Origin of the sequence: Streptomyces canus (assembly GCF_041435015.1) — a bacterium.
In the GTDB taxonomy this organism is placed as follows: domain Bacteria; phylum Actinomycetota; class Actinomycetes; order Streptomycetales; family Streptomycetaceae; genus Streptomyces; species Streptomyces canus_G.
Genome location: NZ_CP107989.1, coordinates 4,564,854 through 4,581,416, shown reverse-complemented (window position 1 = coordinate 4,581,416; position 16,563 = coordinate 4,564,854). Strand labels below are relative to the sequence as shown.

Below are 16,563 nucleotides of genomic sequence, written 5' to 3'. Positions count from 1 at the left end.
GGGAAGCTGAGGGCATGACGACGAAGACGAACTCGAAGCGCGCGAACCTGGCTCCCCTGATCGTGGACGTGGCTGTGCCGATCGGGGCGTACTACCTGCTCAAGGACGGACTCGGGACGAGCACGCTGATGGCGCTGGGCCTCAGCAGTGTCGTGCCCGCGGTGCGGACCGGCTGGAGCGTGGTGAAGGAGCGAGCGGTCAACGGTCTCGCCGCGCTCATCCTCGTCGTCAACGTCGTGGGGCTGCTGCTCAGCCTCGTCGCCGGCGACCCGCGGCTGATGCTCGCCAAGGACAGCGGGGTCAGCAGCGTGATCGGGATCGGCATTCTCGTCTCCGTCGCGCTCGGGAGGCCCATGATGACCGCGGGGATGAAGCCCTGGCTGGTGAAGGGGATCGCGGAGCGGGAGGCCGCCTGGGCGAGGCTCCAGGACGGGTCGGCGGACTTCCGGAGTGCCGAGCGGCGGTTCTCCGTGGTGTGGGGGGTCGTTCTGCTCGCGGAGTGTGTGCTGCGGGTTGTAGGGGCGTACACGCTCCCCGTGGACACGATGGTCTGGCTCGGGTCCGTCGTCATGGTCGTGGCGATGGCCGTGGCCTTCCTGGTCAGCGGGGCGGTGGGCGCCGGACCCATGGCCCGGATGCTGTGCGCCGAGACGAAGGCGGAGGCCGTGTCGAGGCCCGAGGTCGCCCTCGCCCGATAAAGCTGAGTGAAATTCATCTTTGGCTGGATCTACCCACGAGTACGCCGGGGCCCTACGCTCGCCGCCATGACAGATGTGCTGCGGCGCGGTAGGGCCTCGCTGGCGTTCAGTTTCTTCGCGCAAGGTGTCGCCTTTGCTCTGCTGGTGACGCGGATCCCCGCCATCCAGGACCGGTACGGCGTCTCCGACGCGTTGCTGCCGGCTTTCCTGGCCGCCGTGCCGATCCTCGCCGGTGTCGGGAGCGTCTCGACCGAGCACCTGGTGAAGCGAATACGGCCCAGTCGGCTGCTGCGGTTCGCTCAACCGGTCGTGCTCCTGGCGCTGCTGGGGGTGGGGGCCGGGGACTCGACGCTCGAGTTGGGGTTCTCGCTCGGCGCCTTCGGGCTCGCCGTGGGCATGCTCGACGCGTCCATGAACATGCTCGGGGTGAGCCTGCAGCGGGCGTACGGGCGCAGCATCATGCTGAGCTTCCACGCGGTGTTCAGTCTCGGCGGGATCGCCGGGGCCTCACTCGCCTGGGTGGGGGCGCACTGGCATCTCGCGCTGTTCGTGTCCTATCTGCCGGTCGTCCTGGTGCTGTTGCCGCTGTGCCTGGTGGGGAGTCGGTGGTACGTCGACGGGGACGCCACCCTCGTGGAGGAGAAGTCGCAGGGCGGGGAGACGGTGGTCTTCAAGCTGCTGCTGCCGCTGTGTCTGGTGATGACCTTCGCGTACATCGGGGACTCCACCGTCTCCAACTGGAGTGCGAAGTATCTGCAGGATGTGCTGGGGAGCTCGGAGCAGCTGGCCACCGTGCCGTACAACGTCTACATGGTGACCACGCTGATCGGGCGCACCATCGGCGACCTCGGGGTGCGGCGGTTCGGGGCCGCGGCGGTCGTCCGGCTGGGGTCGTTGGTGGCGGCCGGGGGGTTCGCGGTGGTGGCCGTGGCGCCCGGACCGTGGGTCGGGATGCTCGGGTTCACGCTGCTGGGGCTGGGGTTGTGTGTGCTGGTGCCGCAGACCTTCGCGGCGGCGGGGCGGTTGTTCCCGGGGGCCTCGGATGCCGCGGTCGCTCGGCTCAATGTCTTCAATTACGTCGGGTTTCTGGTCGGCTCGCCGTTGGTGGGGGCCTTGGGGGACACGTGGAGCTATCGCGGGGCCATGCTCGTGCCGATGGTGTTGGTGCTGGTGACGCTGGTGTACGCCAAGTCGTTCGCGGCTCAACCGGACCGATACGGTGGCGGGCATGAGCGGCCGCGCACAGCTGATGTGGGACGAGGCAGTAACGGGCTATGACTTCGGTCCGGACCATCCGATGGATCCGGTCCGGCTCGACCTGACCCGGCGACTGGTGGATGCCTTCGGACTGGACCGGGACGTGGAGGTCGTGTCCGCGAAGGCGGCGGGCGAGTCGACGTTGCGGCTCGTGCACCGGGAGGACTACGTCGAGGCCGTGAAGGCGGCTTCCGTGGACCCTGGGGCGGCCGACCAGTCGTACGGGCTGGGAACGATGGACGATCCGGCCTTCCCGCGGATGCACGACGTGTCCGCGCTGATCGCCGGGCAGTCGGTGGGGGCGGCGGAGGCCGTATGGCGGGGGCAGGCGCTGCATGCGGTGAACTTCGCGGGTGGGCTGCATCACGCGATGCCCGGTGGTGCCTCGGGGTTCTGCATCTACAACGACGCCTCGCTCGCCATCGCGCGGCTGCTGGAGTTGGGCGCCGAGCGGGTCGCCTATGTGGATGTCGACGTGCATCACGGGGACGGGGTGCAGGCGGCGTTCTGGGAGGATCCCCGGGTTCTGACGATCTCGCTGCACGAGCATCCCCGGACGCTGTTTCCGCAGACCGGGTGGCCGGAGGAGACGGGTGCGGACTCGGCCGAGGGCAGCGCCGTGAACGTGGCGTTGCCGGCGGGGACGGGGGACGCGGGGTGGTTGCGGGCGTTCCACGCGGTGGTGCCGGAGCTGATCGCCGACTTCCGGCCGGATGTGCTGGTGACGCAGCACGGGGCCGATACGCACTTCGAGGATCCGCTGGCTCATCTCGCGGTGTCGTTGGATGCGCAGCGGGCTGTGCAGATGGCGTGTCATGAGCTGGCGCACGAGTACGCCGCGGGTAAGTGGATCGCGCTCGGGGGCGGGGGGTACGCCGTGGTGGATGTCGTGCCCCGGTCCTGGACGCATCTGGTGGGGATCGCCGCCGGGCGGCCGGTCGAGCCCGAGGCGATGATTCCCGAGGGGTGGCGGCAGGAAGTGTTCGCCCGGACCCGGCAGTTGGCGCCGGCGCGGATGACGGACGGTCGGTGGCCGGTGGCCTATGCGGAGTGGGACGCGGGGTACGACCCTGCGGATCGGCTGGATCAGGCGGTACTGGCCACCCGGCGGGCGGTGTTCCCGTTGCGGGGCTTGCTGGCGTAGCAGGTCCCGACCGCGGGCAGCCGTGCAGGCTCCGGTTACGCCAACTGTGCGGTGTTTCCCTGTTCCCATCCCTCCTTCGCCTCGCCTCCGTCACCATCACTCACGTGTTGAGCACCGGTGCCCTCCGCGCCCATCTGCTGGCCGCTCGTATGGCCGGGCCCGTGGCCACCTCCCGCGAGGAGAGTCTGCGGAGTTACCGGTTGTTCGCGGCTCGGGATCCGAGGGTGCTGATCGGGATCGATCCCGAGTGGTCGTGGAACGAGCGGGATTTGATCGGTCTCATGGCCGACAAGTGCGGAGTTTCGGGCGATCCGCGGCACACAAGTGGCCATGATGTGATTGACCCTGAGCGAACCCTCGTCGCGCTCGACGCCTTCGCGGAGCGGCTCGAGGCAACCGCCCAGCGCCAGGGGGCCGTGCTCCTCGGCACCGGCCATCCGCACCGACTGCTCGGGTTCTACGCCGCCATCGCGGACGCCCTCTCGGCGGCGGGATGTACCGTCCTCACCCCTGCGCATGGCCACTGTGTCGACATAACGACCCGGTTCGGTCTACGCACGTACAACCTTGACTACGTACGAGGAGTCGCGCTCGTCCGGGAACCGGACGCGAAGAGCTCCGGTTGTGAGACCGGCGCACACTCGCACTCGCCGCTCCCGGTTCGTACCGTGCTGGCGGCCGCCGCGGAGAGCGGCGGGCCGCTTCCCGAGCTCGTGGTCGGGGACCACGGATGGGTCTGCGGAGCAGGTCAGCTGGGGTTTGAGGCCATTGGGCTCGCGGATACGGATGACCCCGCGCTCTTTGTGGGGGAGGCCGAGGGGGTCGTGTCCGTCGTCGTTCCACTTGATGACGCTGTGCGGTCTGATTACTACCTGCCGCTGACCCGCTACGTACTCAATCGAGCGTGTCTGTCACAGTAGGCCGCCGATGGGTGCACCTCTTCCCCACTTGCATCACCCGCCCCTACATTGGGGAGTGAGCACGCAGCGACGAAGAGTCACCGGAAGGGGAAGCCGGTGGCCGTCGAGTGCGGAAGGTTCAGGTGTGTCATGGCTGCTGAGCAGAGGCCTCTGAGCGAGGTTCAGTTCCTTACCGTGGCGGAAGTCGCCTCGGTGATGCGAGTGTCGAAGATGACCGTGTACCGGCTGGTGCACAGCGGTCATCTGCCCGCGATCAGGGTGGGGCGGTCCTTCCGCGTCCCCGAGAACGCGGTTCACGAGTACCTCCGCGAGAGTTATGTGGGGGTGGAGACGGCCTGACGACAGCGGACTCGGGGAGGTCTCAAGGGGGCCTCAGGGCACTCGTGGACCCCTGCCTGATCTCCCCGGTTCCCCTCGATTACGACCTCAGCGCTCGGGCGGGTAGGCTAGCCCGTCGAAGGTCGTATGGGCCCATGGCGCCCAGCACCGAGTGATGAGAAGTGAGCGAGGGTAGTCGTGGGCTCTGTTATCAAGAAGCGGCGCAAGCGGATGGCCAAGAAGAAGCACCGCAAGCTGCTCAAGCGCACGCGCGTTCAGCGTCGCAACAAGAAGTAGGCGACGCCGCGAAAGCGTGTTTTGTGGCCCCCCACCTCTTGCCGGTGGGGGGCCATACGCGTGTCAGGACGTACTCCGTGGGCTGGATGTCGTCACCTCATGCAGTGGGCGGTCATCACAGCGCAACAACAACCCGCTAGGTTGGCGCACACGGGGAACGCGGCACAGGACCAGGGCGGTACGAGGGCTGGAAGGAAGGCGCTGATCTTGGGAAAGGTCGTGCTCGTGACCGGAGTGGCCCGGCAGTTGGGGGGCCGGTTCGTACGACGCATCCAGCGTGACCCGCAAGTGGACCGGGTGATCGCCGTGGACGCGGTGGCGCCGGAGCACCATCTGGGCGGTGCCGACTTCGTCCAGGCGGACATCCGGCAGCCCGGCATCGCGCGGGTACTGGCCGAAACGGCCGCCGACACCGTCGTACACCTGGATGTGACGGCGATGGCGCTCGGCAGCGGGAGCCGGACCACGGTCAAGGAGACCAACGTCATCGGCACCATGCAGCTCCTCGGGGCCTGTCAGAAGTCGCCGAACGTCAAGCGGCTCGTGGTGAAGTCCAGCACGAACGTGTACGGCTCGGCGCCGCGCGATCCCGCCGTGTTCACGGAGACCACGCCGCCCAAGTCCCTGCCGTCCGGCGGCTTCGCCAAGGACACGGTCGAGGTCGAGGGGTATGTACGGGGCTTCGCGCGGCGGCGGCCGGACGTGGCCGTGTGTGTGCTGAGGTTCGCCAACATCCTGGGGCCGACGGCGGACACGCCGCTCGCCTCGTACTTCGCGCTGCCGGTGCTGCCGACCGTGTTCGGGTACGACCCCCGGCTGCAGTTCGTGCACGAGGACGATGTGATCGAGGTGCTCAGGATCGCCTCGCACGAACCGGAGCGGGGCACGCTCAACAGCGGCACCTTCAACATCGCGGGCGACGGGGTCCTGTTGCTGTCGCAGTGTTCCCGGCGGCTCGGGAGGCCCACCGTGCCCCTGCTGCTGCCCGCCGTCACCTGGGCCGGGTCGCTGGTGCGGACGCTCGGCATGACGGACTTCTCGCCCGAGCAGATCCGGCTGCTCACCCACGGCCGGGTCGTGTCGACGGTCCAGATGCGTGAGACGCTCGGATTCCGGCCGAAGTACACGACGGCGGAGACCTTCGCGGAGTTCGCACGCAGCCAGGGACCCGGGCTGCTGCCGCCGGAGGCCCTCTCGGGGGCCGTCGACAGGATCGCCGCGCTGCCCCTCGCGGGCGGCGGCCACCCCCCGACGCAGAGCGCCAACTGAGGAGCGCATCAACGATGGCGGACGCCAAGGTCATTCCGTTCGACGACGACCGGTCCCGCGCAGGCGCCGTACAGCGGCCGGCGCGGCGCCGTGGCGGGGGGAGCCGGCGCAAGGGCTCCGAGCCCGCGCTGGTCCGTGAGGTCCAGCCCCTGCCCAGCAGGGCCTCCGGGCAGGATGATGTTCCTGTGACGCGTGAGGAAGAGCCGCCGCAGCAGGCGAACGACGAGGGCGGCCTGGAGCGGCGGATCGCCGGAGGCCTCAGCTTCCTGCGCCGCCGGCTCACCGGGGACTACGAGGTCGACGACTTCGGCTACGACGAGGAACTCACCGACCAGGTCCTGATGTCCCTGCTGCGGCCGGTGTACGAGAAGTACTTCCGGGTCGAGGTGAAGGGCGTCGAGAACATCCCGGCGGAGGGCGGCGCGCTGATCGTCGCCAACCACTCCGGGACGCTGCCGCTGGACGGCCTGATGATGCAGGTCGCCGTCCACGACCAGCACCCCGCTAACCGGCATCTACGGCTGCTGGCGGCGGACCTGGTGTTCATGCTGCCGGTGGTCAACGAACTCGCCCGCAAGGCCGGGCACACCCTCGCCTGCGCGGAGGACGCCGAGCGGCTGCTGGGGCGCGGTGAGCTGGTCGGTGTGATGCCGGAGGGCTTCAAGGGCATCGGCAAGCCGTTCAGCGAGCGCTACAAGCTCCAGCGCTTCGGCCGGGGTGGGTTCGTCTCCACGGCTCTGCGTCAGCGCACCCCGATCATTCCGTGCTCGATCGTGGGCGCGGAGGAGATCTACCCGATGATCGGCAACGCGAAGACGCTGGCCCGTCTGCTGGGCTTCCCGTACTTTCCGCTCACCCCGACCTTCCCGTGGTTGGGTCCCCTCGGTGCGGTTCCGCTGCCGACGAAGTGGACGATTCAGTTCGGCGAGCCGATCCTCACGGACGGCTACCCGCCGGAGGCCGCGGAGGATCCGATGCTGATGTTCAACCTGACCGACCAGGTCAGGGAACAGATCCAGCACACGTTGTACAAGTTGCTGGTGCAGCGGAGGTCCGTGTTCTTCTGAGTCTTCCCGGGTGTGGAGCCGCTGGACGGAGTCCGGCGCAGCCGTGCGAAGCCCGCGGAGCGGTGCGAGGGCGGCCATGTGGATGGGTCGCTGGCCCGTCTGCTGGGCTTCCCGTACTTCCCGCTCACCCCGACCTTCCCGTGGCTGGGTCCCCTCGGAGCGGTCCCGCTGCCGACGAAGTGGACGATTCAGTTCGGCATCGGTGCGCGGACATGGCTTCCGACGATGCGGGTCCTGGCCGCGAGGACGACCCCGCTGCGCCAGGGCGGCAGGGTGGATGGGGCGCGATGTTGATGTTCAACCTGACCGGCCAGGTCCGCTGATCTTTTCTGTCGTACGACGACGGGGGCGCCCCTTCGTGGAAGGGGCGCCCCCGTCGTCGTACCGGAAGAGCTAGTTCGTGTTCTCGCCGTCGATTCCCAGGCCGGGCAGGAGGCCCGGGAGGAGGGGCGGGAGGGTGACGTCCGGGTCGGACGACGGGGCGGGGGAGGTCGGGGTGGCGGTGCCGGTGGCCTTCGGCGGGTCCAGGAGGCCGCCGGTGTTGCCGCCGAGCAGGCCGTCGTCCTCGCCGCCGGAGGTGGCCGACTTGCTGGGGCTGCTGCCGCCGCTGTGCTCGGAGGAGCCGCCGGTGCCCGGAGCCGTGGACCGGCCGGAACCGGTCGAGGTGTCCGAGGACGCCGTCCCGGAGCGCTGGCGCTGTCCCGAGCCACCGCTCCGGGCGGGGGATTCGGGCAGGAGGGACTGCAGCGGGGCGACCTCTTCGTCTATGGCGTCGAAGACCGAGGACACCTGGTTGCTGACGTCGCCGAGCTGCACGGGCAGCCGCTCGCGAAGCGCGCCCCAGGCCTCGCGGTGCGAGCGCGAGAAGCTGGAGAGAGCCTGGATGGGGCCCAGGGAGTTCGGGTCGCGGTCGTACGCCTCGTGCAGCAGGCGGTGGCCTTCGGCGGCGTCGTGCTGCATGCCGGACAGGGCGCGGCGGATCTCGCTCAGGGACTCGTGGTCGAGGTGACCGCCCCGGTCGCGCTCCATCAGGCGGCGGGCCTCGCTCAGCCGGGTGGAGGCCTGGTCGAGGTAGGCGACACCGCGCTCGTCGTCGCCCTCGGACAGGTAGCTGAGCTTGAAGTCCTCGATGCCGCGCTTGAGGCCGTACAGCGAGTCCCCGGGCAGGGCGTCCGAGCTGGCCGCGGCCACTCCGCCGAAGGCTCCGGCGGCGACTCCGACGCTCAGGCCGCCCGCGGCCAGGCTCTTGCTGAGCCGGGAACGCGGTCGCAGTTTCCCGAGCGGACTCGCCCGGTGGGCGGCTCCCGCCCGATGGGACCGCTGCCCGGGCACCGCGGGTTCCACCCCGTCGCCCTCCAGCAGCATGGCCTCCATCGCGGCCACGAGCTGGGCTCGCTGGACGACCTTGACCTCAGGGTCCAGCTCAGGCCTGGGCAGCTCGCCAAGACACTCCGCGAGGGTCAACAGGCGGTCCTGCCCGGTGTGTTCCCCAGCGGCCGGCTGGTGTCCTTCGGACTGCTCGGCCGCCGGGTCCCGGTCGGACTGCTCCTCCAGGGCCTGGGCGAAGGCGTTCGCCCGCCGGTGCGCCGATACGTTCGCGATCACTGGCGGCACCTCCTCTCGTCATGACGGTCGACTCCCCAGGGGGTCCTGAGGGTTGCACACCCTGACCACGAGCACACGATCGAGTGATCGAAGTCGGCCAGGGAGTGACCACAGGGAGCCTGCATCCCGCACAACGAGCGGCGTGGCACTTGGGTTACGGACGGCGGATGATCGGATCGGGAAGGCAACGGACTTTCACCGAGAGCGAGTTGGCGGTTACCGGGCGTGCCCTCTCAGCGGACGTCGTCCGGGAGGAGACGGGCCAGGGTGCGCACGGCCCGGTACTGGAGGGTCTTGATGGCGCCTTCGTTCTTGCCCATCACCCGGGCGGTCTCGGCAACGGAGAGGCCCTGGAGGAAACGAAGGGTCACGCACTCCTGCTGCTGGGGGTTGAGCCGGCGGACGGCGTCCAGCAGTGCGGCGTTGGAGAGCGACTCCAGGACGGAGTCCTCGGGCGAGCGCTCGACCTCGTTGGCGTCGAGCATCTCGCCGGTGGTGACCTCGAGACGGAACCGGCTCGACTTGAAGTGGTCGGCGACGAGGTTGCGGGCGATGGTGACGAGCCAGGCACCGAAGTCGCGGCCCTGCCAGGTGAACGTGCCGATCCTTCTGAGCGCGCGCAGGAATGTCTCGCTCGTCAGGTCCTCGGCGGTGGCCTTACCTCCTACCCGGTAATAGATGTACCGGTACACCGTGTCGCTGTACTGGTCGTACAGGCGGCCGAAGGCGTCGGCCTCGCCGGCCTGGGCGCGTTCGACCAGGTCCATCATGCGGGCGCTGTCGCTGTCCGCGGCCGGACGGCGGGCGGGGGCGGCGCCGGTCGAACGCCCTCGTCTGCCGACGGCCGCGGAACCGTCGGCCAGTGCGTAGCACGGGCCGATCGGTGCCGCGGCTGCGGCGAGGGCGGGGACGGCGTACGCGGTGGGGACGAAGCCGCGCAACAGGTCTTGGACCGTTGCGCGCAGCGTAGCCAGGCCCGAGGCGTCAACCCCGACGTGTGGGTACACGGGACTCCCAGAGGCAGAGCTTCCATCACGTGCAGTACCGGACCGTTCACCCGTCGTAGCGACGGAAGGGGTACCGGATTGCGTCTGAGGAGAATAACGCTTAGTGCAGGCTCTGCTACACCCAGTTGCTCTATTCATCGATTACGTCGCTTCTGTAACCGATTGGGAGCAGTTCAAGTGCCGGAGAGTGGCCGGTTGTTGATCGGAAGCGGTCGTGTTCTGCCAGGGAACAGGGCGTGTTGTGGCCGTGTGCAGCCAATGTGCCTGCACACGGGGTTACGCCCGTAAAACCCGTGGATTGGTGTGTTCGCCCGGCTACCGGCGGCGTTTGTGCAGGGCGATCGCCGCCGCCGTACCGCCTGCCACCGCTCCCACGCCGGCCGCCGCCGGGATGCCGACCTTCGCCGCCTTGCGGCCTGTGCGGTAGTCGCGCAGGCGCCAGTCCAGTTGACGGGCGTGCTTGCGGAGCTTGGTGTCCGGGTTGATCGCGTAGGGGTGGCCGACCAGCGAGAGCATCGGGATGTCGTTGTGGCTGTCGCTGTACGCCGCGCAGCGCGACAGGTCGAGACCCTCCGCCGCCGCCAGGGCCCGGACGGCCTCCGCCTTCGCGGGGCCGTGGAGGGGTTCGCCCACGAGCTTGCCCGTATAGACGCCGTCCACCGACTCCGCCACGGTGCCGAGGGCGCCGGTGAGGCCGAGACGGCGGGCGATCACCTGGGCGATCTCCACCGGGGCCGCTGTGACCAACCACACCTTCTGACCCGCGTCCAGGTGCGCCTGTGCCAGCGCGCGGGTGCCCGGCCAGATGCGCTCGGCCATGTACTCGTCGTAGATCTCCTCGCCGATCGACTGGAGCTCGGCGACGCGGTGGCCCTTCACGATGGACAGCGCGGAGTCCCGGGCCTCCTGCATGTGCTCCGGGTCCTCGACGCCGGCGAGTCGGAACCACGCCTGCTGCCAGGCGAACTTCGCGAGGTCGCGGGTCTCGAAGAACTTCCGTTTGTACAGGCCACGGCCGAAGTGGAAGAGGGCGGCGCCCTGCATCACCGTGTTGTCCAGGTCGAAGAAGGCGGCGGCCTTGTCGTCGCCCAGGACCGGGAACTGGGACTCCGGTTCCGTACCAGGGGTCTCCTCGACCTCCTGGGAGGACTTGCGCGCAGCCTCCGCCGAGGCCTCGCCTGCCAACACGCTCCGCGCCGTGGCGGAGCGCCTACGGGGAGTGAGCCATCCTAGAGCGGCCATGGCGTGAGCATAGCCATTCTGTTCGGTGGTTCCGGAGCCGAGAGGTTCGAAGGGTGTGAACTCTCCGCGACTGTGCCGTTAAGCAAGGGTGAGAATGGCTGACATGAGTCCCATCTTCCGCCGCAGTGCGGCCAGGCTTCCCGAGGAACGGCTCGTCACTCTCATCCGCAAGCCGGGCTGCCATCTGTGTGACGACGCTCAGTCCGTGATCGAGAAGGTGTGTGGAGATCTCGGGGTTCCGTGGGAGCAGAAGAGCATTGACGAGGATCCTCAACTCCACGATCAGTACTGGGAGCAGATCCCGGTGGTGCTCGTCGACGGCGAACAGCACACTTTCTGGCGTGTGAACGAGGACCGTCTCCGCAGGGCCCTGACCGCTTAGGATCGATGGCGACGTGGTCGTGGGGGCGGGATTGATGAGGGAAGTGTGCGGTTTTGCCTCCGAGAGAGACGCGCGTGACGCCGGTCACGTTGGCCGGGCAAATCGGACACCATCTTTGTGCACGCGTTCACAAAGACATAGCCTGCATTCGACGGGGCGGTCTGGGGACGCATGACCGCCTACAGCCCCGCTCTACCCGCAGGAGCACCGTGGCAACTGGCCGAACTCACCGACCGGCGACCCGTAGCCGAGGGATTCCCGAGGCCACCGTCGCCAGGCTTCCGCTGTACCTACGAGCCCTGACCGCACTGTCGGAGCGCTCGGTACCCACGGTCTCCTCCGAGGAGCTCGCGGCCGCCGCGGGGGTCAATTCCGCGAAGCTGCGCAAGGATTTCTCCTATCTGGGTTCTTACGGAACGCGCGGTGTCGGCTACGACGTCGAGTATCTCGTCTACCAGATCTCCCGCGAACTCGGCCTGACCCAGGACTGGCCGGTTGTGATCGTCGGTATCGGTAATCTGGGCGCCGCTCTCGCCAACTACGGCGGCTTCGCGTCCCGTGGATTCCGTGTCGCGGCGCTGATCGACGCCGATCCGGCGATGGCCGGCAAGCCCGTCGCGGGCATTCCGGTGCAGCACTCGGACGACCTGGAAAAGATCATCGAGGACAACGGCGTGTCGATCGGCGTCATCGCCACCCCCGCCGGTGCCGCCCAGCCGGTCTGCGACCGGCTCGTGGCCGCCGGGGTCACCTCCATCCTGAACTTCGCGCCGACCGTGCTGTCCGTGCCGGACGGCGTCGACGTACGCAAGGTCGACCTCTCCATCGAGCTGCAGATCCTCGCCTTCCACGAGCAGCGCAAGGCCGGTGAGGAGGCCGCCGCCGCTGCCGACGGCGCCGGTCCGGTCGTCGTCGGCCGCAGCGACTCCGCCGACAAAGGGCCCGACGGGGACGTACCCGCCGTGATGCCGGCATGAGTCTCCTCGTCGTCGGGCTGAGCCACCGCAGCGCGCCGGTCAGCGTGCTGGAGCGGGCGGCTCTTCATGCCGATGCGCAGGTGAAGCTGGTCCAGGACACCGTCGCCGCCGACCCGGCCACGGAAGCCGCGGTGCTGGCCACCTGCAACCGGATCGAGCTGTACGCCGACGTGGACAAGTTCCACGCCGGGGTGGCCGAGCTGTCCACGCTGCTCGCGCAGCACAGCGGGGTGGGGCTCGACGAGCTCACTCCGTATCTGTACGTGCACTACGAGGACCGGGCCGTTCATCACCTCTTCTCCGTGGCCTGTGGGCTGGACTCCATGGTCGTCGGGGAAGGGCAGATCCTCGGGCAGATAAAGGACTCGCTGGCGCGGGCGCAGGAACTGCACACGGCCGGACGGCTGCTCAACGACCTGTTCCAGCAGGCGCTGCGGGTCGGGAAGCGGGCGCACTCCGAGACCGGGATCGACCGGGCGGGGCAGTCGCTGGTCACGTTCGGGCTGGAGCAGCTTGCTCTCGGCGCGGAGGTGTCCGACTGGGCTCGGGGGAAGAGGGCACTGGTCATCGGGGCCGGGTCGATGTCCTCGCTGGCCGCGGCGACGCTGGCCCGGGTCGGGGTCACGGAGATCGTCGTCGCCAACCGGACGGCTGACCGGGCCGAGCGGCTTGCGGAGATCCTCAACGAAGGCGGGGACGTGTCCGCCCGCGCGGTACCGATGGATTCGGTGTCGGACGAGCTGACACGTGCAGATGTCGTGGTGTCCTGTACGGGCGCCACCGGGCTCGTCCTCAGTGCCGAGGCGGTCGCCGCGGCGCGGGGGTCGGTCGCGGAACTCGGCGCCGACGAGGTGCCGCCCTTCCGTGGGCCGGGAGCCGTCCCGGCGGCACGACTGCCCGCGGGCTCCGCGACGGACGAGAACTGTCCGCTCGACCTGGCCCCCATACAGGCCACCCCCGGCTTCTCCGTGCTCGGCGAAGCCGCTGTCGCCGGGATGGCCGCCTCCGAGCTGGAGCAGCACGCCGCGTGGGTGGACAACGCGCCGAGGCCGCAGAGTTCCGGTCCGGCCGTGACCGTGCTCGATCCCGCCGAGGAAGCCGACGCCATCGCGGCGCTCGCGGCCACCGCCGCCGCCATCGGGCGGGTGCCCGAGCGGCGCAGGCCCGAGCCCGTCGCCGAGATTCCGCGGCCCGTCCCCTCGCTCTTCCTGCTCGACCTCGCCATGCCCCGGGACATCGACGCCGCCGTGCACCGCCTGGGCGGAGTGCGGCTCGTCGACATCGAGTCGCTCGCCGATGCTTCGGCGGACGCTCCCATGGCGGCCGACGTCGACCAGGTCCGTCGTATCGTGGCCGATGAGGTCGCCGCCTTCGGGGCCGCGCTCAGGGCCGCGCACATCACGCCGACCGTCGTCGCGCTGCGGTCCATGGCCGCCGAGGTCGTCGCCGGTGAGATCGCCCGGCTCGACGGGCGGCTGCCGGGGCTGGACGACAAGCAGCGCGGCGAGATCACGCAGACCGTGCGGCGCGTGGTCGACAAACTGCTGCACGCGCCGACCGTACGGGTCAAGCAACTCGCGGCCGAGCCCGGCGGTGCCGGGTACGCGGACGCGTTGCGGACTCTGTTCGACCTCGACCCCGAGACGGTGGCTGCCGTCTCCCGCGCCGAGGACAGCACCACCGATGAGAAAGACCGAGGCTCGTCATGAGTACCAAGGCGCTACGGCTCGGGACCAGGCGGAGCAAACTCGCCATGTCCCAGTCGCGGCAGGTGGCGGACGCCGTGAGCCAGGTGACCGGGCGGCCCGTCGAGCTCGTGGAGATCACCACGTACGGCGATGTGTCCAGGGAGGCGCTCGCGCAGATCGGCGGCACCGGCGTCTTCGTGACCGCGCTGCGCGAAGCCCTGCTCAAGGGCGAGGTCGACTTCGCGGTGCACTCGCTCAAGGACCTGCCGACCGGGCAGCCGGAGGAGCTGGCGCTGGCCGCGATACCCGAGCGCGAGGACCCGCGGGACGTCATCGTCGCCCGGGATGCCCTCAAGTTCACCGACCTGCCCCGCGGCGCCCGCATCGGCACCGGTTCGCCCCGGCGCACGGCACAGCTGAACGCGTACGCCCGCACGCACGGACTTGATATCGAGACGGTTGCGATCCGGGGGAACATCGACACCCGGGTGCGGTTCGTGCGCGATGGTGAGCTCGATGCGGTGGTGCTGGCCGCGGCAGGCCTCACCCGCATCGGCCGTATCGACGAAGTGACCGATTTCCTCTCGGTCGACACAGTTTTGCCCGCTCCCGGCCAGGGAGCACTCGCGATCGAATGCACCGCGGACAACGCGGACCTGATCGCAGCGCTCGGCGAGCTCGACGACCCGTTCACGCGGGTCGCCGTGACCGCCGAACGGTCACTGCTCGCCGCCCTGGAGGCCGGCTGCTCCGCCCCTGTGGGCGCGCTGGCCGACCTGCTGGCCGACGGGCAGATTGTCAAGGAAATGCGCCTGCGGGGAGTCGTCGGCACGACCGACGGCTCTCGCACGGTGCAGTTGTCCACCACCGGTCCCGTGCCCGAGACGTACGACCAAGCAATGGCGCTCGGCCGTGAACTCGCGGCCGAGATGCTTGCCCAGGGCGCGGCCGGTCTGATGGGGGAGCGAGCACAGTGAGCCCCACCACCCTTCCCGTCGGTCCTGAACACGGGCACGTCACCTTCCTCGGTGCCGGACCCGGAGATCCGGGACTGCTGACTCTGCGCGCCGTCGAGGCGCTCACGAACGCGGACGTCCTCGTCGCCGGGCACGAAGTGCTCGACGTCGTACGCGTCCACGCTCGGTCGGGCGTCGCCGTCGTGGACACGGACACGGAGTCGCCTTCGACTCCGGTTCCGGGCACGGGCGCGCCCCAACTAACGATCGTTGACGGCGCGTCAACAACCGCAGCTGTCCCCGCTGTACGGGATGCCGCACATCTTGTCATGGAGGCCGCGCGGGGCGGCAGGCGGGTCGTACGTGCGGTGTCCGGGGACCCCGGGCTCGACGCGTACGCCGCCGAGGAGATGCTGGCCTGCGCCCGCGCGGGCGTGCCCTTCGAGGTCGTGCCCGGTGTCGCCGCCGCGGTCGGTGTACCCGCGTACGCCGGTGTGCCGCTGCGGGACGCCCAGGGCGCGGACGTGCGGTTCGTGGACGCGCGGACGGCCTCGGACCGGTGCTGGACGGAGGTGGGGGCGTCGGACGGGACCGTGGTCGTGTCGACGACCCTGGACTCCGTCGGTGCCGCCGCCGGGGAACTGGTCGCGGCCGGTCGCAAGCCCGATACGCCGATGACGGTGACGGTGGCCGGTACGACCACCCGCCAGCGGACGTGGACGGCCACCCTGGGCACCATCGCCCAGACGCTCAAGCAGGCCAAGGTGCTGCCCTCGCCCGAGGGCGGCCGGCCGGTCATAGTCGTGGTCGGTGAGCGTTCGGCCGCCGCGCAGCGCGACCAGCTGTCGTGGTTCGAGAGCAAGCCGCTGTTCGGCTGGAAGGTTCTCGTGCCGCGTACGAAGGAGCAGGCGGCCTCGCTCTCCGACCAGCTGCGGTCCTACGGGGCCGTGCCGCACGAGGTGCCGACGATCGCCGTCGAGCCGCCGAGAACGCCCCAGCAGATGGAGCGGGCGGTCAAGGGGCTCGTGACCGGGCGCTACGAGTGGATCGCCTTCACCTCGGTCAACGCCGTCAAGGCCGTACGCGAGAAGTTCGAGGAGTACGGGCTCGACGCGCGTGCGTTCGCGGGGATCAAGGTCGCCGCGGTGGGCGAGCAGACGGCTAAGGCGCTGATCGCCTTTGGCGTGAAGCCTGACCTGGTGCCGAGCGGTGAGCAGTCGGCCGCGGGTCTTCTCGAGGACTGGCCGCCGTACGACCCCGTGTTCGACCCGATCGACCGGGTGTTCCTGCCGCGGGCCGACATCGCGACCGAGACCCTGGTCGCCGGGCTCATCGAGCTCGGGTGGGAGGTCGACGACGTCACCGCCTATCGGACCGTGCGGGCCTCGCCGCCGCCCGCGGAGACGCGGGAGGCGATCAAGGGCGGTGGGTTCGACGCCGTTCTCTTCACGTCCTCGTCGACCGTGCGGAACCTGGTGGGTATCGCCGGGAAGCCGCACAACGTGACCGTGATCGCGTGCATCGGTCCCGCCACGGCCAAGACCGCCGAGGAGCACGGGCTGCGAGTGGATGTGATGGCTCCCGAGCCGTCCGTGCACAAGCTGGCCGAGGCCCTCGCCGACTTCGGGCTGAAGCGGCGGGCGGCGGCGGTCGAGGCCGGGGACCCGGTGACACGGCCGAGCGAGCGGCGGCCGGGGGCCAGGCGTCGGCGGTCGACTACCTGAGCGGGCTGTTCG

At 69.6% G+C, this 16,563-nt stretch carries 17 protein-coding genes; 14 read left to right on the top strand and 3 right to left on the bottom strand.

What is annotated here, in order from left to right; translation table 11 throughout:
* The first annotated feature begins 14 nt into the window (after positions 1-14).
* The 9 genes from OG841_RS20665 (at position 15) to OG841_RS20625 (ending at position 7,264) form a co-directional block, all read left to right on the top strand.
* Positions 15-698 carry a VC0807 family protein gene (locus tag OG841_RS20665; protein WP_365118221.1) on the top strand — a complete coding sequence of 228 codons (684 nt, stop codon included), beginning with the start codon at positions 15-17 and terminating at the stop codon, positions 696-698.
* A gap of 66 nt (positions 699-764) precedes the next feature.
* Positions 765-1,976 (top strand): MFS transporter, encoded by a 1,212-nt coding sequence (locus tag OG841_RS20660; RefSeq protein ID WP_365118218.1) that lies wholly within the window; start codon positions 765-767, stop codon positions 1,974-1,976.
* Positions 1,927-3,099 carry an acetoin utilization protein AcuC gene (locus OG841_RS20655; RefSeq protein WP_328640157.1) on the top strand — a complete coding sequence of 391 codons (1,173 nt, stop codon included), beginning with the start codon at positions 1,927-1,929 and terminating at the stop codon, positions 3,097-3,099. The genes OG841_RS20660 and OG841_RS20655 overlap by 50 nt, the downstream gene beginning before the upstream one ends.
* Before the next feature lie 104 nt (positions 3,100-3,203).
* A complete protein-coding gene (locus OG841_RS20650) occupies positions 3,204-4,019 on the top strand; it encodes a phosphatase (RefSeq protein WP_328640158.1) in 816 nt (271 codons plus the stop codon).
* 129 nt (positions 4,020-4,148) lie between these two features.
* Complete coding sequence (locus OG841_RS20645; protein ID WP_016437488.1) at positions 4,149-4,358, top strand: helix-turn-helix domain-containing protein; 210 nt, start codon at positions 4,149-4,151, stop codon at positions 4,356-4,358.
* Positions 4,359-4,535: 177 nt separating this feature from the next.
* On the top strand, positions 4,536-4,634 hold the full coding sequence (locus OG841_RS20640) for a 30S ribosomal protein bS22 (protein ID WP_003948845.1): 99 nt from the start codon (positions 4,536-4,538) through the stop codon (positions 4,632-4,634).
* A gap of 207 nt (positions 4,635-4,841) precedes the next feature.
* On the top strand, positions 4,842-5,903 hold the full coding sequence (locus OG841_RS20635) for an NAD-dependent epimerase/dehydratase family protein (RefSeq protein ID WP_328640159.1): 1,062 nt from the start codon (positions 4,842-4,844) through the stop codon (positions 5,901-5,903).
* A 14-nt stretch (positions 5,904-5,917) separates the two neighbouring features.
* Positions 5,918-6,970, top strand: coding sequence for a lysophospholipid acyltransferase family protein (locus tag OG841_RS20630; RefSeq protein ID WP_328640160.1), 1,053 nt, complete (start codon positions 5,918-5,920; stop codon positions 6,968-6,970).
* A 12-nt stretch (positions 6,971-6,982) separates the two neighbouring features.
* Positions 6,983-7,264 (top strand): hypothetical protein, encoded by a 282-nt coding sequence (locus OG841_RS20625; RefSeq protein ID WP_371566444.1) that lies wholly within the window; start codon positions 6,983-6,985, stop codon positions 7,262-7,264.
* Positions 7,265-7,363: 99 nt separating this feature from the next.
* Here OG841_RS20625 and OG841_RS20620 read toward each other — a convergent pair whose 3' ends face one another.
* From OG841_RS20620 to OG841_RS20610, 3 genes are all read right to left on the bottom strand, one after another.
* Complete coding sequence (locus tag OG841_RS20620) at positions 7,364-8,575, bottom strand: DUF5667 domain-containing protein (protein ID WP_371566443.1); 1,212 nt, start codon at positions 8,573-8,575, stop codon at positions 7,364-7,366.
* Between the two features lie 233 nt (positions 8,576-8,808).
* On the bottom strand, positions 8,809-9,582 hold the full coding sequence (locus OG841_RS20615; protein ID WP_280863278.1) for an ECF subfamily RNA polymerase sigma factor, BldN family: 774 nt from the start codon (positions 9,580-9,582) through the stop codon (positions 8,809-8,811).
* A gap of 315 nt (positions 9,583-9,897) precedes the next feature.
* Positions 9,898-10,824: an HAD family hydrolase gene (locus OG841_RS20610; RefSeq protein WP_069762643.1), complete on the bottom strand. Its 927-nt coding sequence runs from the start codon at positions 10,822-10,824 to the stop codon at positions 9,898-9,900.
* Positions 10,825-10,918: 94 nt separating this feature from the next.
* Here OG841_RS20610 and OG841_RS20605 point away from each other — a divergent pair, with 94 nt between their 5' ends.
* The 5 genes from OG841_RS20605 to OG841_RS20585 all read left to right on the top strand — a co-directional run bounded on the left by OG841_RS20605 (position 10,919) and on the right by OG841_RS20585 (position 16,551).
* Complete coding sequence (locus OG841_RS20605; protein WP_328640162.1) at positions 10,919-11,206, top strand: glutaredoxin family protein; 288 nt, start codon at positions 10,919-10,921, stop codon at positions 11,204-11,206.
* A gap of 209 nt (positions 11,207-11,415) precedes the next feature.
* Positions 11,416-12,183, top strand: coding sequence for a redox-sensing transcriptional repressor Rex (locus OG841_RS20600; RefSeq protein WP_328640163.1), 768 nt, complete (start codon positions 11,416-11,418; stop codon positions 12,181-12,183).
* Positions 12,180-13,892 (top strand): glutamyl-tRNA reductase, encoded by a 1,713-nt coding sequence (locus OG841_RS20595; RefSeq protein ID WP_328640164.1) that lies wholly within the window; start codon positions 12,180-12,182, stop codon positions 13,890-13,892. The genes OG841_RS20600 and OG841_RS20595 overlap by 4 nt, the downstream gene beginning before the upstream one ends.
* The gene (hemC, locus tag OG841_RS20590; RefSeq protein ID WP_328640165.1) at positions 13,889-14,848 is read left to right on the top strand and encodes a hydroxymethylbilane synthase; all 960 of its coding nucleotides are present in this window, start codon (positions 13,889-13,891) and stop codon (positions 14,846-14,848) included. The genes OG841_RS20595 and hemC overlap by 4 nt, the downstream gene beginning before the upstream one ends.
* Positions 14,845-16,551 carry a bifunctional uroporphyrinogen-III C-methyltransferase/uroporphyrinogen-III synthase gene (locus OG841_RS20585; RefSeq protein ID WP_328640166.1) on the top strand — a complete coding sequence of 569 codons (1,707 nt, stop codon included), beginning with the start codon at positions 14,845-14,847 and terminating at the stop codon, positions 16,549-16,551. The genes hemC and OG841_RS20585 overlap by 4 nt, the downstream gene beginning before the upstream one ends.
* The last annotated feature ends 12 nt before the right edge of the window (positions 16,552-16,563 follow it).